The organism is Bacillus yapensis, from assembly GCF_005280205.1.
GTDB lineage: Bacteria > Bacillota > Bacilli > Bacillales > Cytobacillaceae > Robertmurraya > Robertmurraya yapensis.
Genome location: NZ_SUND01000019.1, coordinates 39,690 through 62,202 on the forward strand (window position 1 = coordinate 39,690; position 22,513 = coordinate 62,202).

The window sequence follows — 22,513 nt, forward strand, 5'->3', positions numbered from 1 at the left end:
GCTATTAAGTCTATGAATTCCAAATATGGAAGGACGATAATTGTCCTGATAGAAAAAAATTAATTAAGACGATTAGAAATGACGCTAAATTCCATAGGGCCAAGTTCTTCCCTTGAATTCCTTTCCCAACACGTAAATACAAATAAACGCTATAGACCGTGAGGACAATAAAGGAACCGATTACTTTTGCATCGTACCAAACAACATCTGGGAGCTTCATATATGCCCATTGTAACCCTAGAATAAGTGCCAATAAAAGCATCGGCACACCAATCACATTTAATACATGAGACATATGCTCAAGCTTTGCCAAATCCGCGATACGGATCAGCTTTTTTCCCCACTTCTTCCTTTTCAATAAATCGTACTGTATAACATACAATAATGAGAATACAGAAGAGATAGAGAAAGCGCCATAAGATAGAATCGCCATCGTAATATGTATAAAAAGAAGCTCCGATGCAAGTTGTCCAACCATAACCTCGGATTCATATTGAATTGGGGCAAAGGTATGGATAACCATAATCGCAAAGCCGACGACATTCGTAAAAAACACAATAAAATCGACCTTCATTAATCGATTGATCCCTAGTGATAATGAAACTAGGACCCAGACATAGAAATATAGTCCTTCGAAAATCGTGAGTACAGGGAATCTACCTGTATCCATCATGAAAAGCACTAAAAATATCGTCTGTAAAATCCATACAAACGCAAGTAACCAGAAGGCAACTTTGTTTGCTTTCCGGTTACTGTAAAGAAAATCAATGAAATATAATAAAATGCTCAATGCATACACAATAATCGTAAGTTCATGAAGCCGAGTCATATATTCTTCAATCATAGTTAGGACCCCTTTTTATGATTGAAAGGAAGCCTGTGGTGTAGCAACAACAGCTTTCTTAAAATCGCCTACTTCTTTCGATTCCTGCTGTTCTTTTACAAGTTCTTCAATGTTGAAGATTTTCATAAATAACGCTAATGATTCATCGGCATCTTTACATCCAGATAATTCTTTTACCTGCAGGATTGGATCCTTCAAAATCTGGTTGATAATGCTCTTCGTATGCTTATTTAGTACTTTTATATCCCGTTCAGATAAGTGTGGTAGCTTACGTTCAATGCTGTTCATCGTTTCAGCTTGAATTCCTTGTGCTTTTTCTCTTAAAGCAGCGATGACAGGGACAACACCAAGCGTATTTAACCATTGTTTAAACTCTACAATTTCAGCTTCAATCAACAACATAACTTTATTTGCTTCATGTTGACGTTCTTGTAGATTAGCTTCGACAATACCTTCTAAATCATCAATATCGTACAAGAAAACACCTTCAAGCTCTGCAAGCTTTGGATCAAGATCACGAGGAACGGCGATATCCACCATAAACAATGGCTTGCCTTTACGCATCTTTTCTACGTCTTCCATCATATCTTTTGTAATGACAAAATCCTTTGCACCTGTTGAGCTAATTAAAATATCGGCTTCTAAAAGGGCGCATTGAAGCTCATTCAAAGATTTTGCTTGTCCGGAAAAACGCTCCGCTAAGCTTTGTGCTTTTTCAAAAGTTCTATTAATAACCGTCACCTTGCTAACGCCGTTGCCATAGAGGTTCTGAATCGCTAGTTCACCCATTTTACCAGCACCAACAATAAGAACATGCTTATCTTCTAATGAACCGAAAATCTTTTTTGCTAATTCTACAGCTGCATAGCTAATGGAAACTGCATTTGCACCAATCTCTGTTTCAGAGTGAGCACGTTTCGCAAGTGTAATGACTTGTTTAAATAAGTGATTAAATACCGTACCCGTACTTTTAATTTCTTGTGCCTGAAAAAAGCTTGTTCGGACCTGACCTAGAATTTGTGTTTCACCTAGTACCATAGAATCTAAGCCACAGGCAACATTAAACAGATGGTCTAATGCCCCATCTTGTTCATAAGCAAATAAGTATGGTGAAAATTCTTGTTGAGGAATATCAAACCACTCTGACAGAAATTCTTTTATATAATAACGGCCAGTATGGAGCTGGTCGACAACAGCATAGATCTCCGTACGATTACATGTTGAGACAATAACGTTTTCGAGTATGCTCTTTTTCACGCTCAATTTCTGCATTGCTTCCGCAAGAACAGAAGGGTCAAACGTGAGTTTTTCACGAATTTCTACAGGGGCAGTTTTGTAATTTAGACCGACAGTTAGTATATGCATGCTTTTTTCGCACCCCCACTTGATAATCACAATTACTTAATAATAATTATAACATGAAATAATGCAGAAAGATTTTATAAATGTGAACATATGGTGAATAGCTGTGATATTATATAATGCGTAAACACCAAAATATTAAAATTATCCTACAAGAGGATTCGCAAGTTTACGACAAAGTTCGTCCTCTAGTACCATAACAAAAATAGCTTGCCTATTCAAGTAAACAATATTGGAAGTGAAACAATGAAAAATCAACGTATTTTCCCAGGGATTATCCTTTTAGGATTCGGGATCTTTTTTTATTTACAGCAATCACAAATTACTCTGTTTCAAGGATTTGATACTTGGCCAACCATCCTACTCATCGTTGGAATTGCCTTTTTATTTCAAGGATATATGGCAAAGGACCACGAAGCAATTTTACCCGGCGTTATTTTAGCTGGATTTGGCCTACATTTTCACGTTATTGAGAGATTCTCAATCTGGCCAAATTCGATTGGAGCTTTCATTCTCATAATTGCATTAGGCTTCCTTCTCCGCTATCAAAAGGTTGGCGACGGGCTCATTCAAGGAATTTTATTCTTAGTATTATCAATTGTATTGCTTTTTTATGACAAAATTACCGGATGGTTAGGATTAATTGAAAACGGAACAGCCGCCGTGTGGGAATTTTGGCCAATTATACTGGTTGTTTTTGGAGCCTATTTGTTGTTTATTAAGAAGAAATAGTGCTGTTCGTCCTGGACAAATGATAGACCTACATAAAAAAGCTTAGCAGTATCACTCTGCTAAGCTTTTTTCCTTACATATAACTCTTAATCACTGACCAAGCTTCGTCTTTTCCATGTCCTGTTTCGGAAGAAAAGAGGATGATATGGTCATTCGGGTGTAATTCTAAAGTTTCTTTTGTCACTTTAAAGTGTTTCTGCCATTGTGATTTTGAAATTTTGTCTGCCTTTGTTGCAATTACAATACACGGAATACCGTAATGCTTCAAGAAGTCATACATCATCACATCATCTTGCGTTGGGGGATGTCTTAAATCAACAATCATGATGACCGCTTTTAACTGCTCTCTCTTCGTTAAATATGTCTCAATCATCTTGCCCCAAGCTTCTCTTTCCTTTTTCGAAACCTTTGCATACCCATAACCAGGGACATCGACAAAATGTAAAATCTCATTAATCAAATAGAAATTTAACGTTTGCGTCTTTCCTGGCTTCGATGAAATCCTTGCCAAACCTTTTCGATTCAGCATTTTATTAATAAAAGAGGATTTCCCAACATTCGAACGTCCTGCCAAAGCAAACTCTGGTAAGTCGGTTTCCGGATATTGATCTGGTTTCACTGCACTAATTACAATCTCTGAACTAACTACTTTCATTACTCTGCACCACCACTCAAAGCATGCTTTAACACTTCATCCACATGAGTAACAGGTACAAACACGAGATCATTGCGCACACTTTCTGGAATATCTTCTATGTCTTTTTCATTGTCTTTCGGTAAAATAATTTTCGTAAGTCCCGCACGATGGGCACTTAATGTTTTTTCCTTCAATCCACCGATTGGAAGGACACGTCCTCTTAGCGTAATTTCACCTGTCATACCAACTTCTTTTCGAATTGGCTTTCCAGTTAACGCTGATACAAGTGCGGTCGCCATTGTAATCCCGGCTGATGGGCCATCCTTTGGCACCGCTCCTTCAGGAACGTGAATATGAATATCATGTTTCTCATGAAAATCAGGGTCAATTCCGAGTTCTTTTGCTTTCGAGCGGATATAACTAAACGCCGCTTGAGCAGATTCCTTCATTACATCGCCTAATTTTCCTGTTAAAATAAGCTTCCCTTTTCCTGGGGATAAGGAAACCTCAATTTGTAATGTATCTCCACCGACTGTTGTATAAGCAAGACCTGTTGCTACTCCAACTTGGTCTTCTAATTCAGCCTGACCATAACGGAAAATCGTTTTTCCTAAAAACTCTTCCACGTTTTTCTCTGATACGATTACTTTTTTCTTTTCGTTAGAAACTATAATTCGCGCCGTTTTTCTACAAATAGCAGCTAATTGGCGTTCCAAGCTTCGTACGCCTGCTTCTCTTGTATAGTAACGGACAATTTTCTGAATACCGTCTTCACGAACTTGCAACTGAGATTTTGTCATGCCATGATCTTTAATTTGCTTCGGTAGCAAGTGATCCTTGGCAATATGAATCTTTTCCAACTCAGTGTATCCGGCAATGGTGATGATTTCCATACGGTCTCTTAAAGGGCCTGGGATCGATGATAAATCATTCGCCGTCGCAACGAACATGACTTTAGACAAATCATATGTTTCTTCAATATAGTGATCGCTAAAGTTATGGTTTTGTTCTGGGTCTAAAACCTCTAACATTGCTGCAGAAGGGTCGCCTCTAAAATCACTGGACATTTTATCGATTTCATCCAATAAGAAAACAGGATTTATCGTACCAGCTTTTTTCATTCCTTGAATAATTCGTCCAGGCATCGCACCTACATAGGTTCTTCTATGGCCACGAATTTCTGATTCATCCCGTACACCACCGAGGGAAATGCGGACAAAATTACGATTCAGGGAACGAGCAATGGAACGCGCAAGACTTGTTTTACCTACTCCAGGAGGTCCAGCTAAGCATAAAATTGGTCCCTTTAGCGAATTCGTCATCTGTTGTACAGCTAAATATTCTAGGACCCGTTCTTTTACCTTTTCAAGACCATAATGGTCCTCATTCAATATTTTTTCTGCTTTGTTAATATCGAGGTCATCATCTGTCGCATTTGTCCAAGGCAAGCTTATGAGCCAATCAAGATAATTACGAATAACCGAGCTTTCAGCAGAAGTCGATGGAACCTTTTCATAACGGTCTAATTCCTTCAAAGCAACTTTTTTGACGTTCTCCGTCATATTCGCCTTCTCAATTTTCTCCGTTAATTCAGCGATTTCACCAGTCTTGCCTTCTTTATCGCCAAGCTCTTTCTGGATTGCCTTCATTTGTTCACGCAAATAGTATTCCTTTTGCGTTCTTTCCATCGATTTCTTAACTCGTTGGCCAATTTTCTTTTCTAAATTGAGCACTTCTTTTTCGTTATGAATGATTTCGATTAAACGATTAACTCTTTCTTTTACATTAATCGTTTCAAGGATTTCCTGCTTTTCCTTCAGCTTCAATGGAAGATGAGAGGCAATGATATCTGCTAATCTTCCCGGTTCTTCGATATCCACTAAGCTAGAATAGGTTTCAGCCGAAATCTTTTTCGACATTTTTATGTATTGCTCAAAATATTCAAGGAGCGTTCTCATGAATGCTTCATCTTCAACATCTTTTTCTGCCCCATCAACGTACGTTTTCAGGCTAACTGCATAATGATCCTTTTCATCAAAAAACTTGATGATTTCGGCTCTTTTTAACCCTTCAACTAAAACACGAATCGTCCCGTTTGGAAGCTTGAGCATTTGTTTGACCTTTGTTAAGGTCCCCATTGTGTATAAATCCTCTTCAAGAGGTTCATCTATGGATATATCTTTTTGAGTAGTTAAAAAAATGAGACTGTCATCAACCATTGCCTTTTCTAAAGCTTGCACAGATTTATCCCGGCCCACATCAAGATGCAAGACCATTGTAGGATATACGAGTAAGCCACGAAGCGGCAGGAGGGGGACGATAATGTCTTTCTTTTTCGCCATTCTCTAGCACCTCCAAATGCATATGTATCTTCAAAATTTAAGGATAATTCATTGTACAATTCTATCGTATTTGCTACCAATAGTCTATTTTAAGGCACATGAAGTATTTTTATTATCTGTTTTCTAATTGCCCTATTATACCGAAGACAAATAAAAACCTCGGTTTTCTAATGCAACCGAAGTTTTTATTTAACCTAAATACTTTCTTTTTTCTTCAGTTCGATTGATGCTGTAATCGCTTGTTGTGTTGGGTTTTCTTTTAATAGGGCAACATCAAATACTTCTGATAAGTGAGTAACCGGTACAATATTTATTCCGTCAATTTCATTCAAAATAGATTGGAGGTTTTCTTTTGGAATAATGACCGTCGTTGCACCAGCCTTTTTCGCCGCCTTGATTTTTGGATAGACTCCGCCAATTGGTTTCACATTGCCGTGAATACTTATTTCACCAGTCATCGCCACAGTATGGTCAATTGGCCGTTTGTAAATTGCAGAATAGATGCCCGTCGCCATCGCAATCCCTGCAGATGGCCCATCAATTGGTACTCCACCAGGAAAATTCACGTGGATATCAAATTCATCAGCCGGTACACCCATTGAACGAAGAACCGTGATTACATTTTCAATCGATCCTCTTGCCATACTCTTTCTCTTAATCGACTTACTTCTATCTCCAATGCTTTCCTCTTCAACAATTCCGGTAATATTAATCGAACCCTTTATTTTAGCCGGGATAGCCATAACTTCGATTTCTAATAAAGATCCTGTATTCGGTCCGTACACAGCTAGCCCATTAACTAAGCCTATAGAGGAAAAGTTCATTATTTTTCTTTCCATACGAGGTGTCAGCTGACTTGAATAAACGACCCATTCAATATCTTCGTCCTTGATAAAATCCCGATCCTCTTGAATTGCAATTCCAGCAGAGGTTTGAATTAAATTAACTGCTTCACGACCATTTCGCGCATAGTTCGCAAGCGTGGCCAAGCCTGTTTCACTTATTTTCAATCTTACTTTTTCTGCTGCTTTTCTTCCGACCTTTTCGATTTCTTCTTCTGTTAGTTCACGGAAAAAGACTTCCATACATCTTGACCGGATCGCAGGAGGAATTTCGCTTGGTGTCCTAGTTGTGGCGCCAATAAGACGAAAATCCGCAGGCAAACCATTTTTAAAAATATCATGAATATGAGTAGGTATTTGGTTGTTTTCTTCATTATAATAAGCACTTTCTAGAAATACCTTTCGATCCTCTAATACCTTTAAGAGCTTATTCATTTGGATCGGATGCAATTCACCGATTTCATCAATAAACAATACCCCGCCATGCGCATTCGTTACAGCACCCTGTTTTGGCTGTGGAATTCCAGCCTGACCCATGGCACCTGCCCCTTGATAAATCGGATCATGAACGGAGCCGATTAGCGGGTCAGCAATTCCTCTTTCATCAAATCGAGCAGTTGTTGCATCTAATTCGACGAACACAGAAGAATTTTTAAACGGAGATTTCGGATTCTTTTTTGCTTCTTCTAAAACTAATCGAGCAGCAGCTGTTTTTCCAACACCAGGCGGTCCATAAATAATGACGTGCTGCGGATTAGGTCCACACAACGCTGCCTTTAATGCCTTAATGCCGTCCTCTTGTCCAACGATGTCTGAGAAGGTAGATGGGCGAACCCGTTCTGAGAGCGGTTCAGTCAAAGAAATGGACCTCATTTTTCTTAATTGGTCCATTTCTTTTCTCGATTCCCTATCTATCGATACTTTTTGGGTACGCTGATTCCTTAGTAAATTCCAAAAATAAAGCCCTATGACAATCCCGAAAAAAAGCTGGATAAATAAGGCTATCGCTGTCCAACTCATTGGTTTTCCCTCCTGTATCTCTAGCTTGTTTGTATACTTGCTAGTATCTCCTTCTCAAGTTTGGAATAAACAAGATTTTTTGAGAAAACTTCCTTCATTTAAGGTGGAGAGAAATAAGTTACGTCTTTCTATTAGACGATTACTTTGCATAGTCCAACTAGAATGGAGTTCGGGCACTTATCATCAATTTCTGGGAAAATACGGCGGAGTTATGCGCCTGGGAAGTGGTAGTGGAGTGAGATGGTAACGGAAAATTCTTTAACGCCAGGTTGAGGAGGAGATTGAGGAAACCTGACCGACATTTCCACTTTGTACGCCAGGTCCAAGAGGATTACACCTCGACCTGACCGACAAATAGAAGAACTCGCAACAAAACAAAAAACTGCCCCACAAGATCATCTAATAAATGACCTAACGGGACAGTTTTCCTAGTCAAAACATTGCTTACGCAGATGTTTTTGTTTCTTTTTCAATTAAAGTGCCATCGTTTAATAAAAGCTTAGGCGCGCTATTGTCAGTAACAGTTTCCTTCGTAATAATACATTTTGTAATATCATCACGAGATGGTAAATCGTACATCACATCAAGCATGATTGCTTCAATGATAGAGCGAAGTCCACGAGCTCCTGTCTTACGTTCAATTGCTTTTTTCGCAATTTCCTTAAGAGCGTCTTCTTCAAAGTCAAGCTCCACATTATCAAGCTCAAGCATTTTTTGATATTGTTTCACCAATGCATTTTTAGGCTTTGTTAAGATCTCAATTAGTGCGTCTTCATCAAGAGGAGTTAGACTCGCAATGACCGGTAAACGACCAATAAACTCAGGAATAAGACCAAATCTTAATAAGTCCTCAGGTAAAACCTTTGATAATAAGTCCTTATCTTCAATCTCATGCTTTTTCACATCTGAACCAAATCCAATTACCTTTTGGCCAAGGCGACGCTTAATAATCGGTTCAATGCCATCAAATGCTCCACCGCAGATAAACAATATATTCGTTGTATCAATTTGAATGAATTCTTGGTGAGGATGCTTTCTTCCACCTTGTGGAGGAACGCTCGCAACCGTACCTTCAAGAATTTTCAATAATGCTTGCTGCACACCTTCACCAGATACGTCTCTTGTAATAGACGGGTTCTCTGACTTACGAGCAACCTTATCGATCTCATCGATATAAATAATGCCTTTTTCCGCTTTTTCAACATCATAATCAGCTGCTTGAATCAGTTTTAATAAAATGTTTTCAACATCTTCACCAACATAACCAGCCTCTGTAAGTGATGTTGCATCTGCAATTGCAAAAGGAACATTTAAAATACGAGCAAGAGTCTGCGCAAGTAATGTCTTACCACTACCTGTTGGACCAATCATCGCAATATTACTTTTTGATAACTCCACATCATCAATTTTACTGTTAGAGTTGATACGTTTGTAGTGGTTATAAACAGCTACAGCTAAATTCTTCTTAGCTTGGTCCTGACCAATTACGTATTCGTCTAAAATATCACGGATTTCTTTCGGCTTCGGTACATCCTTAAACTCAACTTCCTCTTCAGTACCAAGCTCTTCTTCCACAATCTCTGTGCAAAGTTCAATACATTCATCACATATATATACACCTGGTCCAGCTACAAGCTTTCGAACCTGATCCTGCGTCTTGCCACAGAAGGAACACTTTAATTGTCCTTTTTCATCATTAAATTTAAACAATTTCTTCACCCCTTGAAAAACTTCTAAACCATCTCAGGCCCTGCAGATCTAATCTGTCTTCTATCTAAACTATCTTTACTCAATTCCATTTTACGTGAGTATAAGGAGCAAAAAAATCCTCCAAAAACCCTAGGTCAAGCTTCAAATATTTCGTAGTTATGTATTGCATTGTACCACATTTTATGTAAGGACAGGAAACAATAACCCTTGAAGGTTTGAGATCGATTTAACTTTTCTTGCGTGATGTGGAATTTACTCGTGTACAGTTAAGCTTAACCAAAATTGAGTAACTTAAGTCGGTAGTTTTTGCTAAAGATATTTTTGCAATTACCTGACTTTTTCGTTCATCTCTTGATTAAGTCTTACTAAATAGTATATGTATGAAGATTATTGTATAAAACAAGGCACGATAAAATCGCGCCTTGTTTATTAAAATTTTTCTTATGAATTAGATTGTTTTGCTGTTTTCAACAAGGAAGTTAACGGCTTTACGAACTTGAATGTCCGCTCTAAGTCCATCTAGGCTTCCAAGTGCAGTTGTAATGTTTTCAACAGTCATGTTGTACATTTCAGCCATTTTATTAAGCTCTTCATCAACTTCTTCAGGAGTTACTTCGATGTTTTCTGCTTTTGCAACTGCTTCAAGAGTTAAGTTGATACGTACACGTGTAGCAGCTTCTTCCTTCATTTGAGCACGAAGAGCAGCTTCATCTTGTCCTGAGAACTGGTAGTAAAGGTCAAGATTTAAACCTTGCATTTGGATACGTTGTTCGAATTCTTGTAACATACGATCCACTTCATTTTCTACCAATACTTCTGGTACGTCGATTTCAGCATTTTCTGCTGCTTTTTCAACAACTGCATCACGAACACTATGTTCAGCTTCATGCTTCTTGTTGTCTTCTAAACGTGTTTTGATTTTTTCTTTTAATGCATCTAAAGTTTCAACTTCATCATCTGCATCTTTAGCAAATTCATCATCAAGCTCAGGAAGTACTTTACCTTTTACTTCATGAAGCTTTACTTTGAATACTGCTTTCTTACCAGCAAGCTCAGCAGCATGGTAATCTTCAGGGAATGTTACTTCAACTTCCTTTTCTTCTCCAGCAGCAGTACCAACTAATTGCTCTTCGAAGCCAGGAATGAATTGACCTGAACCTAGAACTAATGAATAGTTATCAGCTTGTCCACCTTCGAAAGCTTCTCCATCAACGAAACCTTCAAAATCCATAACAACTGTGTCGCCATCTACAGCTTTTTCGTTCTCTTTAACAACAAGCTCAGCATGACGCTCTTGAAGAGATTTTAATTCTGCTTCTACATCTTCAGCTGTTACTTCAGTATCAACCTTTTCAACTTCTAGGCCTTTGTATTCTCCAAGCTTTACTTCAGGCTTAACAGTTACAGTTGCTTTAAAAATTAAGCTTTTGCCTTGTTCAACTTGCTCTACATCGATTTCAGGGCGATCTACTGGCTCAATTCCAGCTTCGTCGATTGCCTTTGTATATGCTTCAGGAAGTAAAATATCGATAGCATCTTGGTATAAAGATTCTACTCCGAAACGCTTTTCAAACATTGCACGAGGCATTTTTCCTTTACGGAAGCCTGGTACGCTAACCTTTTGTACTACTTTTTTGAATGCAGCGTCTAAACCTTCGTTAAACTTTTCTGCATCTACTTCAAATGTAAGAACCCCTTGGTTCCCTTCTTGTTTTTCCCATTTTGCAGACATACTAAAATTCCCTCCAAAAATCTATTATCATTTTCATTTACTGATTAAATGATGAATATGTATCGTGAAATCCATATCCAATTAATATGTAAATACAAAAATTACACATTACAACCACTACATTATAACATACGATTTGTCCGTTTCAACTACAGAAGCTAGATTATCGGATAAGAAATTTTTTCTAATTTTCTTATGAAGGAACAAGCCTTTTCCATTTCAGCTAGCTCTACCTTATATTGAATCGCCATATCATCTATCAGCATTTCCACTCCATTAAATTCTAAGCCAATGAGATGATAAGAAGCTGCCCACACACGTGGGTCCTTAGGTTCTAATTCAAATGGAGAAATTAAAAACAGGTGTCTTTCCAAGAGACTCAGCATCTGTTGAAACAAAATCGGGTCCTTATCCTCAATCGGATTTAGTACCTGTTTGATTTCAAGAAACTGCTCGCTCTCTCGAATGGGAACAATAGCTGTTGGGATTACCATTTTCTCCGAATCGAATTTCTCAATATGAATCTCTTTCTCATATTCTTGCTCTTGTAAAATATTTAATAGCATCGTTTTAAGAAAAGGATGACCATCCTTACTTTTTAAGTAATCCTTTACTTCTTCTATGTATGGTCTCACATTTTTATGTGCAAGCTCCGCAATCGCCAAAACCTGTTTATTTGGGTCTCCCTCTAAGGAAAAATTCACAGGCTCCTCAAAATCTAATAAATCCTCGTTTTCTTCCTCATACTCTGAAAAAGTCCTGGCATCTGCCATTCGTTTACTAAAGGCTAGTAATTTCGAAAAATGCTCTTGCTTATCGAGCGGAATTTCCCGTTCTTCCTCTAGTACCTCAATGGTTGTGATAATTTCATCATATTCATGGAGTTGAACAAGAATCATTAAATACAAATCAACCGTTTGAAAATAGTCGCCGATATCTTCCTTCAGCATTTCCTTAGCAAGTTGCTTAGCATTTTGCAAAGCTCCTGCTTCATAGTAGGCTAAAACAAGACCAACATAAATATCCGAATCCTCAGGGGCGAGAGCTTTCGCCTCTTCAAACAGCTGAATAGCCTCTGAAAAATTTTTCTCTTGAAGCTGCTCTAGCCCTCGATCTAGTAACCTCTTTTCAAGGTTTGGAAACAGAATAACATTGCCATCTATTCTCTTTCGTCCCTTTTTCTTCATAAATGTACCGCCTTAAAATTTATTGAGGTAAGTTTAGCATGTACAAGCAAAAAAAACAAAATAGAAGCAAGCGGTTAAAACTAGCCGTCTGCTTCTATATAAAATGTAAGTATCATTAGTTTTGTAAAGCAGCTTCCCGTTGTTGCTCAAAGGCTGAAATTTCATCGTCGAGCTGAAGAGTGATTTCAATTTCATCCCATCCATTCACAAGCATCGTTTTCCAATACTGTGAGATCGGGAACTGTGTTGAAAAACCTTCATGGTCGGTAACACTCTGTTCTTCTAAATTGATGGAAAGAGTAAAGGATTTTTCCTTCCCTTTTGCTAGTAAGAATCCGACTTCCTCTTCTGTTAGAACAATAGGAACGATCCCATTTTTCAAACAGTTTTGATGAAAAATATCGGCAAAAGAAGGAGCGATGACTGCCTTAAAACCATAATCAAGGAGAGCCCATGGTGCATGTTCTCTTGAAGAACCGCAACCAAAGTTTTCATTTGCAATTAGAATTGTTGCCCCTTGATTTTCCGGCTGGTTTAGTTCGAACTCTTCATTAAGTACTCCTTCAGCTTTATAACGCCAGTCGTAAAATAAAAATCTACCAAAACCTGTTTTTTCAATTCTCTTTAAAAATTGCTTCGGAATGATTTGATCCGTATCTACATTGGCTCGATCAAGCGCTACCGCTTTTCCTTCAAATTCTTTGAATCCACTCATTGTAATCCCTCCCTTATACTGCCCCTACTGTAGCCTTGCGGATATCAACGAAATGACCATTTAATGCTGCAGCGGCAGCCATTTGCGGACTCACGAGATGCGTTCTTGCACCTGCACCTTGACGTCCTTCAAAATTCCGGTTCGAGGTAGAAGCGCAATGTTCGCCACTTGGGACCACGTCAGCATTCATGCTTAAGCACATGCTACAACCTGCATCGCGCCATTCAAACCCTGCATCCACAAAAATTTTATCTAAGCCTTCTGCTTCAGCAATTTTCTTAACCTGTTGAGAGCCTGGCACAACTAACGCTCTCACCTCAGGATGTACTTTTTGCCCTTTTACAACCTCGGCTGCCGCTCGAATATCCTCAATTCTCGAATTTGTACAGGAACCGATAAACACATGTTGAATCTTAATATCTTCAATTCTTTGACCTTCTGCTAATCCCATATATGAGAGAGCTCTCACCAGAGAATCTTTCTCTAGTTCGGTCTGATAATCATTTTGACGAGGGATGCTTGCATCTACCTTTGCTGTCATCGAAGGATTTGTTCCCCAGCTGACCATCGGAGCAATATCACTTCCGTCAACGACGATAACCTTGTCATATTCAGCATCTGAATCCGAGGCTAACTCTTTCCATTGCTGGACAACTTGGTCAAAACCTTCTCCTTTTGGAACATGTTTGCGTCCTCGTAAGTATTCAAAGGTTGTCTCATCAGGACTTACTAAACCTGCTCGAGCTCCACCTTCAATCGACATATTACAAATCGTCATTCTCTCTTCCATCGAAAGGTTTTTGATGACATCACCGCAATACTCGATGACATAACCTGTACCAAATCTAATCCCATAAGTAGCAAGAACGTACAAAATAACATCCTTTGCCGTAACACCCTTTGCCAACTCTCCATTGATTTCAAGTTTCAATGTTTTTGGCTTTGATTGCCACAATGTTTGTGTCGCCAAAACATGTTCAACCTCACTCGTTCCGATTCCAAAAGCTAATGCCCCAAAGGCACCGTGAGTAGAAGTATGGCTATCTCCACAAACAATCGTTTTTCCTGGCTGTGTCAGACCTAACTCAGGACCAATCACGTGGACAATTCCTTGCTCTGGACTATCAATGCCCGCAAGTTCTATTCCGAATTCAAGACAATTTTTCTCAAGGGTTGTCATTTGATTTAAAGCGACTTGGTCATCGATTTGCTTACGATTAATCGTCGGAACATTGTGGTCCATTGTAGCAAACGTTTTATCTGGCCTACGAACCTTCCGATTTTTCATCCTTAAGCCTGAAAAGGCCTGCGGTGAGGTAACTTCGTGAACAAGATGTAAATCGATATAGAGCAAATCCGGTTTTCCTTCTTCTCTATGGACTACATGATTTGCCCAAATCTTATCTACGATTGATTTCCCCATCTTTATCCCCTCCTAATATTACTTTATAGTCAAACACGACCTCTAGGGTCGTGTTTCAGTGTTTGAGTAAAGTTCTAGAATCAGACGTAACAACTCATAATGCTTTGAGTGGCTTCATTTTCAAGAATTGTTGCCTTTACTTCTTCAACCATTTCAGTTGTCGAGACTAGCTTTTTCCCTGGTGATGCAATATCTCTAGTACGGTAGCCGTTATTTAATACTTCATTAACGGATGACTCCACCGCTTGTGCCTCAGTCTCTAATCCGAAGGAAAGTCGTAGCATCATCGCGACCGAAAGAATGGTAGCAAGGGGATTCGCAATATTTTGCCCTTCGATGTCTGGTGCCGATCCATGAATCGGTTCATACAGATACGGACCTTTTTCCGAAATACTAGCAGATGGCAACATTCCGAGAGAGCCTGTTAAAACAGATGCCTCATCACTCAAGATATCTCCAAACATATTCTCTGTCACAACAACATCGAATTGCTTTGGATTTCGAACCATCTGCATCGCTGCATTGTCTACAAGCATATGTTCAAGGGTTACTTCTGGGAAATCCTTCGCCACTTCCTCTGCAACTTCTCTCCACATTCGACTAGATTCCAATACATTGGCCTTATCAACAGACGTGACTTTGCCACCACGATTTTTGGCTAACTCAAATGCAAGCTTGATCACTCGAGTCATTTCCTCTTTTTGATAAAACAACGTATCAACTACGACATCACGACCATCCTGGGTAGAACGCTCACTTGGCTTTCCAAAATAAAGGCCACCTGTTAGCTCTCGCACCATTAATAGATCGACATCCTCAATCACTTCTTTTTTCAATGGTGATGCGTCCGCAAGACTAGAATAATAGATTGTTGGACGTAAATTTGCATAAAGGTCGAGCTCTTTACGAATTTTTAGTAAACCTCTTTCTGGACGTAGATGGACAGGTATTTGATCCCACTTCGGACCACCAACTGCTCCTAATAGAACCGCATCGCTATTTTTGCATAGCTCAATTGTTTCATCTGGCAATGGTGTACCCATCTCATCTACTGCGCCACCACCAATTTTCCCATAGGAGAAGGAAAACCGGTGTCCAAATCGTTCTCCAATTGCTTGGAGGACGTCAACCGCACCTCTAGTAACCTCTTTTCCAATACCGTCTCCTGGTAAAATAGCGATTCGTTTTTTCACCATTACCCCTCCATAAAATTTATTTTGATACAACTTCCTTTTTACGATTTTTGTTAACGAACGGCATCATTGCACGAAGCTCTTTACCGACCTTCTCGATTAAATGCTCATTTTCACTTTCATTGATGGCATTGAATACTGGACGGTTCGCTTGGTTTTCAAGAATCCAACTCTTTGCAAATTGTCCATCTTGGATATCCTTTAGAACTGCTTTCATCTCTTTCTTCACTTCATCTGTTACTATACGAGGTCCTGTGACAAAATCTCCCCATTGTGCTGTATCAGAAATCGAATAGCGCATTCCAGCTAAGCCGCCTTCATACATTAAGTCTACGATTAGCTTTAACTCATGTAATGTTTCAAAATACGCTAATTCTGGTTGATAACCAGCTTCTACAAGTGTTTCAAATCCTGCTTTAACGAGGGCTGTCGTACCTCCGCAAAGTACAGCTTGTTCACCAAAAAGATCCGTTTCTGTTTCTTCTTTGAACGTTGTTTCAAGTGCTCCAGCTCTTAACGCTCCGATTGCTCTTGCGTATGCAAGGGCCAATTCTCTAGCCTCTCCAGAAACATCTTGATAGATGGCAAACAATGCAGGTACACCAGCATCTTCCTGGTATGTTCTTCTTACGAGATGTCCTGGTCCTTTTGGAGCAACTAATAGAACATCACAAGTTTTCGGTGGAACGATTTGATGGAAATGAATATTGAAACCATGAGCAAACATTAACGCTTGGCTTGTCAGATTCGGTTCGATTTCTTCTTTGTATACTTTCGGTTGTAATTCATCTGGTAAAAGAATCATGACCACATCTGCTTGTGCCGTTGCTTCTCCAACAGAGTAAACTTCCAATCCATCTTCTACTGCTTTATCCCAAGACTTTCCTTGGCGTAATCCAACAACAACATTTACGCCACTGTCTCTCATATTCAGTGCATGGGCATGCCCTTGTGAACCATATCCAATAACAGCTACCTTTTTTCCATTTAAATATTGCTCGTTCGCATCTCCGTTATAATACATTTTTGCCATTTGTAATCTCCCTCTCTATATGTTTGTTTTTTAAACGATTGATATATTTTTTACTGGATTATTACCGCGTTGAGTTCCTCTTAAGAAGGCTGTTGTGCCTGTTCTTGCTAATTCTTTAATGCCATAAGGCTTAATGAGTTCGATAAAAGCTTCAATTTTATCGGATTCTCCAGTAATTTGAATAACAAGAGTATCCTTGCCAATATCAACTACAGAAGCTCTAAATGGTTCGATTAATGCATTCAGTTCACTCCGGGTATTAGGTGTGGAAAGAACTTTAATTAAAGCCAGTTCTCTCGAAACAATCGCTTGGTCACTAAGGTCTGACACCTTGAGAACATCAATTTGCTTGTTTAATTGCTTCGTAATTTGTTCAATGACACTGTCATTTTCCACATTGACGACACAGGTAATGCGCGAAACTCCTTCAACTTCTGAATGACCAACCGTAATGCTTTCAATGTTGTAATTTCTTTTCGAAAAGAGGTTCGTAATTCGATTTAACACCCCTGGCCGATTGTTTACGGTTAATGTAATAATCCTTTTCATTGCTTTTTCACACCTACCATTTCATTCAAGCCTTTTCCTGGTGCAATCATTGGATACACGTTTTCTTTCGGATCAATACGGATATCAAGCAACACCGGGTCTTTGTTGCTTAGTACTTCTGTAAAAATTTTCTCTGCTTCTTCCTCAGTTTCAATCACATACCCTTTGATATCGTAAGCATCCGCAAGCTTCACGAAGGATGGCTGGATTGGATTTTTGCTGTGTGAATAGCGTTCTTCGTAAAAGAGTTCCTGCCACTGCCGCACCATTCCGAGCGATCCATTATTCATAATGACAATCTTTACCGGTAGATTGAATTCTCGAATCACAGCTAACTCCTGTGTAGTCATTTGAAAGCCACCATCTCCAAGCACCGCTAAAACACAAGCATCTTTATCTGCTAGAGAGGCACCAATACTAGCCGGCAATCCGAATCCCATCGTTCCTAATCCGCCTGATGTTACCCAACGATTTGCCTTAGAGAACTTATAAAATTGAGCTGCCCACATTTGATGCTGCCCTACATCGGTTACGACAATCGCTTCACCGTTTGTTTTTTCATAAAGCATTTCTAAAACCTTTTGTGGCTTAAGTGCATGATCATTTTCATAGAAGTAAGGATATTCTTCCTTCCAGCTTGTCAATGTTTGCAGCCATTCTTCATTGGAAGGCGGTTTTCCTTCTTGAGCAATTAGTTGAACCAACGCTTCTTTCGCATCAGCTACTACTGGGATTTCAGTCGGAACATTTTTGCCGATTTCAGCTGGGTCAATATCGACATGAGCAACCGTTGCATTCGGAGCAAAGCAGCTTAAGTTCCCTGTTAACCGGTCATCAAATCGAGCACCGATATTGATAAGAAGGTCAGCCTCATAGAGGGCCATATTAGCGGCATAACAGCCATGCATTCCACCCATTCCTAGGAACATCTCATGTTCTGCAGGAAATCCACCGAGTCCAAGCAGAGTATGAACAACCGGAATTTTCTGTTGCTCAACATATGCTTTCAAATCAGCAGCAGCATTGGCATGTAATACTCCTGCACCTGCTAAAATGACTGGCTTTTTCGCTCTGCTTACCGCTTCAGTTAGCTTGCGAATTTGCAAATAATTTGGTTTTAACGTTGGTTGATAGCCGGGTAACTGAATTTCCTTTTCCTCCGGAACTTCTGCAGTCCCGATGGCAATATCCTTGGGAATATCGATGAGAACAGGACCCGGTCTACCTGAAGTTGCTATATAAAAAGCTTCTTTAATCACATGAGGGATATCCTCAACATTTCGAACCTGATAGTTATATTTAGTAATCGGAGTTGTGATTCCTAAAACATCCGCTTCTTGGAAAGCATCTGTTCCAATCACACCAGTTGCAACTTGCCCAGTAAAGACAACGAGCGGAAGAGAGTCTATCATCGCATCTGTTAATCCAGTGACAATATTCGTTGCACCGGGCCCTGATGTTACAATCACGACACCTGGTTTTCCAGAAATTCGTGCATAGCCTTCAGCAGCATGAATTCCTCCTTGTTCATGACGCGGTAGAACATGCAAAATTTTAGAATCGTAGATTTTGTCATAAATAGGTAAGACTGCCCCACCTGGATACCCAAAAATTACTTCAACATTCTCCTTTTCTAAAGCTTGCAGCAAAAGCTCCGAACCACTCATCGGTTTGTTTTCAGCCTTTATGTTTGTAAAGGCAGTTTCCTGTAACATTCCTTGCCCTCCTCTTATCCATTCAAAATTTTTTAAACCAAGATTTAAACAATATAAAAAACCCTCCCATCCCTCGTATGCCTAAAAAAATAAGGCGAAAGGGATGAAAAGGCTTTATAGCTTTTCCACGGTACCACCCTTGTTCACGCAATAGCTTGCGTGCACTTATGGCCAACACTCTGACCTTTTTGATAACGAGTGTCTACCACTCGACTGTCTCTACTCGATCATTCTTTCAAGACAGCACTCTGAGGTGAGTTCATTTTATGTAGTGACTACCGGTTCTCAGCACCTCCGGCTCTCTGTTAATCAACTATCAATAAAACTACTTATCCTCTTCGTCGCTTTACATTATGAAGTAATCCTTAGCTTACGTTTGGCGTCCTTTCGGTGTAAACCTTCACACCTTCGAGAACAACCCGTTCGCGGAATTTTGCTAAAAGTTTTTTCGTGTGGACGCCAGGAACTCCATCCCCTATCGTTCTACCATCCACTTTTACCACCGCAATTACTTCTGCTGCTGTGCCAGTTAAAAACACCTCATCTGCGGTATAAACATCATGTCGAGTGAACGGTTCTTCTTTTACTTCGTAGCCAAGTTCTTGAGCAATATCGATAACCGCATTTCTTGTAATTCCATCTAAAGCACCAACATATCCTGGTGGTGTATAGAAACAACCATTTTTTAAAATAAAGACGTTGTCAGCAGAGCCTTCTGCTACATAGCCTTGGTCATTTAACATTAGAGCTTCACTTACATTTGCTAGATGAGCCTCAATTTTCACAAGTACATTGTTTAAGTAGTTCAAGGATTTGACCTTCGGGCTCAACACATCTGGCCGATTTCTTCTCGTAGCTACAGTAACGATTTCTAGGCCAGATTCGTATAATTCTTTCGGAAAAATGGACAATGGTTCGACTATGACCACAACGCTCGCTTTCGGACATTTGTATGGATCCAATCCCAGGTCACCGATCCCTCTAGAAACAACAACTCTGATATAAGCATCTTCTACATTATTTTTTTCAACAGTATTAGCAATGATCTTCGTTAGTTCTTCTTCTGTATATGGAATATTTAAGAGAATTGATTTCGCAGAGTTATATAAGCGTTCCATATGCTCCTTCATGCGAAAAATATTCCCGCTATATACTCGAATTCCCTCAAATACACCGTCACCGTAGAGGAAGCCATGGTCGTAGACAGAAACCTTGGCATTTTCTTTCGTGACGTATTGATCATTTAGGAATATCCATTGCTCTGGCACGAAACTCACCTCTTTACTTTAATATTAAACCGCTTTAAACGACTGAAATTCTGAGTAAAAAAAAGATATAATTAAAGATTCCAAAAATTTATCGCGCTTTCAGTTCCTTATCCAAGATCTTATATTTGAGGACTATCTTACTCGGATTTTCTCCCTTCGTCAACAGTATTTTTAAGAATTGTGCGATTATTTAAATAAATCTTTTAATTTGAATCCGCTTACAATATTGGTACGTCAATCGTTACGAAAAGAAAAATTTTTATAATTTTTTGACGATTATTTTTTTAGAATTAAGAGCCCAATTTTTCATAGATATATTAATAGAAGAAACACGGATTTAATGTTAGCTTTCCTAACACCGAAGAAAGCGCTTTAACAATTTCGAGGATGGACAAGTTCAAAAATGAAAAAAAAGCTGCCCAAAAGCAGCCTCACGGTAAATTTCCCTTTCCTTTACCAATCTCTGATGTTTTAAAGGGATGATTCAATTCGGTCTAACCATTCGTGTAGCAGCGAATTAAAAATTTCTGGTTGTTCAATTTGCAAATTATGACCCGCGGTATCCAATACAGTAAATGTACCTCTTGGATATTTATCTATTATTTCTAGTGCATCTTTGAAACCAACAACAGAATCCTGTCTCCCTAAAAGGAACACACTAGGTTTTTCAAATTCAACTTGATCCACCTTAAAGGAAAATTCATATTTAGCCATTACCTTTATTAATAAATTCTCATCTGCAATTTTACACCCATTTAAAACTTCCTCGTTGTATCTTACCCAATTATACTCATCAAGAATAACTTGATTTGCCTTGAAATCTTCTAATTCGTCATTAGTAAGACTTGCAATAAATTGTTCGTCCGATCTCATAATTTTATGTTCATCGACTGTTCTTTCTTCTTTATTAGGAATAATAACCGGGCAAATGAAAGCCGCTCCTAAAATTTGTTCCTTACGTTTTTCAATTATTCCTCTGGCTATATAACCACCATATTATTCCCCAGCAATTAAGAATTTTTGATTTTGCAGGACAGCTTCAATAAATTCCAATACGGCATTTAACATTTCGTCAGAACTGCTGATTTCATTATAATTTTTTGTTAATCCCATTCCCGGAAGATCTATGTAAATACGTCTAAAGCCATTTCTTTCAGTAAACACTGGCTCCATACACCCACTCATTAGTCTGTGATCGGGTGCAAAGCCATGTATCAATAGTATTGGTATCCCCTCTCCAACCTCTTCATAATAAATCTCTGCGTTGGAAACATTACAGTATGCCATTCCTCGCCCTTCTTCCCATTCTAAAATCGTCTATACTATTTTAATTTTATACTAAGTTTAGATTTGTCTCAAAATGGAAGTACCTATTTATAACATCGAAAATAATAAAAATGGCATAAAAAAAACCGTTAAGTTTCGTCAACTTAACGGGTATGTATATGGTGTGTATAAATGGCGTCCCAGGAGAGATTCGAACTCCCGACCGTACGCTTAGAAGGCGTATGCTCTATCCGGCTGAGCTACTGGGACAAATATAAGTATTCTTTTTTGTCTCACTTGTTTTTCGAGGACATTTTTTATTATATTAGGCTAACATTTAAAAGTCAATAGAAAAATTCATTTTTTTGCTGTGAAAATCAAAGGGGTGCTTACCCCCTTGATTATTTCACACAATCATCCGAGATTAAACGTTTGTCGCAATTCCACCATTTCACCACGGTCGAAATCATGAACTTCTAGTTCAACTTTATTCCCTTGGATGTCTAAGAGTACATAAGTCCGTTCTTGTCTTCCTCTTGGTAAGCGAAGACTACCTGGGTTAAGGAACAGCTTTCCTCGAACTAATTCCGCTCCCAATAGGTGAGAATGTCCAAAACAAACGACCTGGGCACTGACCTCATCTGCACGATAAAGTAACTTCATCAACGAAGACTTCACACCAAAAAGATGTCCGTGAGTGACGAAAAAGCGAAGACCATTAGATTCCACAAAGATTTCATTTTCAAAATCTCCTGTAAAGTCACAGTTTCCCTTCACCACAGTATATCCCTGTATTTCCTCATCGTTTTTTTCAAGCTCTGAATCACCACAGTGAATCATGAGCTCGACTTCTTGTCCATGGCGTTTTTTTAACTCCTCAAGTTCTGCCCGTTGGCCATGACTATCACTTACAACTAGCACCTTTGCCATAAAAATCGCACCT

General features: G+C 39.0%; 17 protein-coding genes, 1 tRNA gene, 1 pseudogene and 1 other annotated feature. Of the genes and pseudogenes, 1 reads left to right on the forward strand and 18 read right to left on the reverse strand.

Features of this window, described 5'->3' with window-relative positions; translation table 11 throughout:
- Positions 1 to 10: 10 nt before the first annotated feature.
- Positions 11 to 844: a cytochrome C assembly family protein gene (locus FAR12_RS19325; protein ID WP_126410419.1), complete on the reverse strand. Its 834-nt coding sequence runs from the start codon at positions 842 to 844 to the stop codon at positions 11 to 13.
- Positions 845 to 859: 15 nt separating this feature from the next.
- A complete protein-coding gene (gene hemA, locus FAR12_RS19330) occupies positions 860 to 2,209 on the reverse strand; it encodes a glutamyl-tRNA reductase (RefSeq protein ID WP_126410420.1) in 1,350 nt (449 codons plus the stop codon).
- A 243-nt stretch (positions 2,210 to 2,452) separates the two neighbouring features.
- Between hemA and FAR12_RS19335 the strand changes: the two genes are divergently transcribed.
- Positions 2,453 to 2,938, forward strand: coding sequence for a LiaI-LiaF-like domain-containing protein (locus FAR12_RS19335; protein WP_126410421.1), 486 nt, complete (start codon positions 2,453 to 2,455; stop codon positions 2,936 to 2,938).
- A gap of 73 nt (positions 2,939 to 3,011) precedes the next feature.
- Here FAR12_RS19335 and yihA read toward each other — a convergent pair whose 3' ends face one another.
- The 16 genes and pseudogenes from yihA to FAR12_RS19415 all read right to left on the reverse strand — a co-directional run bounded on the left by yihA (position 3,012) and on the right by FAR12_RS19415 (position 22,500).
- Positions 3,012 to 3,593: a ribosome biogenesis GTP-binding protein YihA/YsxC gene (gene yihA / locus FAR12_RS19340; protein WP_126410422.1), complete on the reverse strand. Its 582-nt coding sequence runs from the start codon at positions 3,591 to 3,593 to the stop codon at positions 3,012 to 3,014.
- Positions 3,593 to 5,917 (reverse strand): endopeptidase La, encoded by a 2,325-nt coding sequence (lon, locus tag FAR12_RS19345; RefSeq protein WP_126410423.1) that lies wholly within the window; start codon positions 5,915 to 5,917, stop codon positions 3,593 to 3,595. Before lon ends, yihA begins: the two co-directional genes overlap by 1 nt.
- 194 nt (positions 5,918 to 6,111) lie before the next feature.
- Positions 6,112 to 7,779 (reverse strand): ATP-dependent protease LonB, encoded by a 1,668-nt coding sequence (gene lonB, locus FAR12_RS19350; protein ID WP_126410424.1) that lies wholly within the window; start codon positions 7,777 to 7,779, stop codon positions 6,112 to 6,114.
- A gap of 444 nt (positions 7,780 to 8,223) precedes the next feature.
- Complete coding sequence (gene clpX, locus FAR12_RS19355; protein ID WP_126410425.1) at positions 8,224 to 9,489, reverse strand: ATP-dependent protease ATP-binding subunit ClpX; 1,266 nt, start codon at positions 9,487 to 9,489, stop codon at positions 8,224 to 8,226.
- A gap of 448 nt (positions 9,490 to 9,937) precedes the next feature.
- Positions 9,938 to 11,221, reverse strand: a complete 1,284-nt coding sequence (gene tig, locus FAR12_RS19360) for a trigger factor (RefSeq protein ID WP_126410426.1) — start codon at positions 11,219 to 11,221, stop codon at positions 9,938 to 9,940.
- A gap of 158 nt (positions 11,222 to 11,379) precedes the next feature.
- Complete coding sequence (locus tag FAR12_RS19365; RefSeq protein WP_126410427.1) at positions 11,380 to 12,408, reverse strand: tetratricopeptide repeat protein; 1,029 nt, start codon at positions 12,406 to 12,408, stop codon at positions 11,380 to 11,382.
- 115 nt (positions 12,409 to 12,523) lie between these two features.
- Complete coding sequence (gene leuD, locus FAR12_RS19370; protein WP_126410428.1) at positions 12,524 to 13,123, reverse strand: 3-isopropylmalate dehydratase small subunit; 600 nt, start codon at positions 13,121 to 13,123, stop codon at positions 12,524 to 12,526.
- Between the two features lie 13 nt (positions 13,124 to 13,136).
- Complete coding sequence (gene leuC / locus FAR12_RS19375) at positions 13,137 to 14,546, reverse strand: 3-isopropylmalate dehydratase large subunit (protein WP_126410429.1); 1,410 nt, start codon at positions 14,544 to 14,546, stop codon at positions 13,137 to 13,139.
- 80 nt (positions 14,547 to 14,626) lie between these two features.
- Complete coding sequence (leuB, locus tag FAR12_RS19380; RefSeq protein ID WP_126410430.1) at positions 14,627 to 15,739, reverse strand: 3-isopropylmalate dehydrogenase; 1,113 nt, start codon at positions 15,737 to 15,739, stop codon at positions 14,627 to 14,629.
- A gap of 19 nt (positions 15,740 to 15,758) precedes the next feature.
- Positions 15,759 to 16,772, reverse strand: coding sequence for a ketol-acid reductoisomerase (gene ilvC / locus FAR12_RS19385; RefSeq protein WP_126410431.1), 1,014 nt, complete (start codon positions 16,770 to 16,772; stop codon positions 15,759 to 15,761).
- A 30-nt stretch (positions 16,773 to 16,802) separates the two neighbouring features.
- Entirely contained in the window at positions 16,803 to 17,321 is a 519-nt protein-coding gene (ilvN, locus tag FAR12_RS19390) for an acetolactate synthase small subunit (protein ID WP_126410432.1), read from the reverse strand.
- Entirely contained in the window at positions 17,318 to 19,036 is a 1,719-nt protein-coding gene (gene ilvB / locus FAR12_RS19395; RefSeq protein ID WP_126410433.1) for an acetolactate synthase large subunit, read from the reverse strand. Before ilvB ends, ilvN begins: the two co-directional genes overlap by 4 nt.
- Before the next feature lie 96 nt (positions 19,037 to 19,132).
- Positions 19,133 to 19,387, reverse strand: a binding site (T-box leader).
- Positions 19,388 to 19,401: 14 nt separating this feature from the next.
- Positions 19,402 to 20,304 (reverse strand): branched-chain-amino-acid transaminase, encoded by a 903-nt coding sequence (gene ilvE, locus FAR12_RS19400; protein WP_126410434.1) that lies wholly within the window; start codon positions 20,302 to 20,304, stop codon positions 19,402 to 19,404.
- Between the two features lie 471 nt (positions 20,305 to 20,775).
- Positions 20,776 to 21,591, reverse strand: a pseudogene (locus FAR12_RS19405) (alpha/beta fold hydrolase).
- A gap of 172 nt (positions 21,592 to 21,763) precedes the next feature.
- Positions 21,764 to 21,840 (reverse strand) — tRNA-Arg (locus FAR12_RS19410).
- Positions 21,841 to 21,984: 144 nt separating this feature from the next.
- Complete coding sequence (locus tag FAR12_RS19415) at positions 21,985 to 22,500, reverse strand: metallophosphoesterase family protein (RefSeq protein ID WP_126410435.1); 516 nt, start codon at positions 22,498 to 22,500, stop codon at positions 21,985 to 21,987.
- Positions 22,501 to 22,513 lie beyond the last annotated feature (13 nt).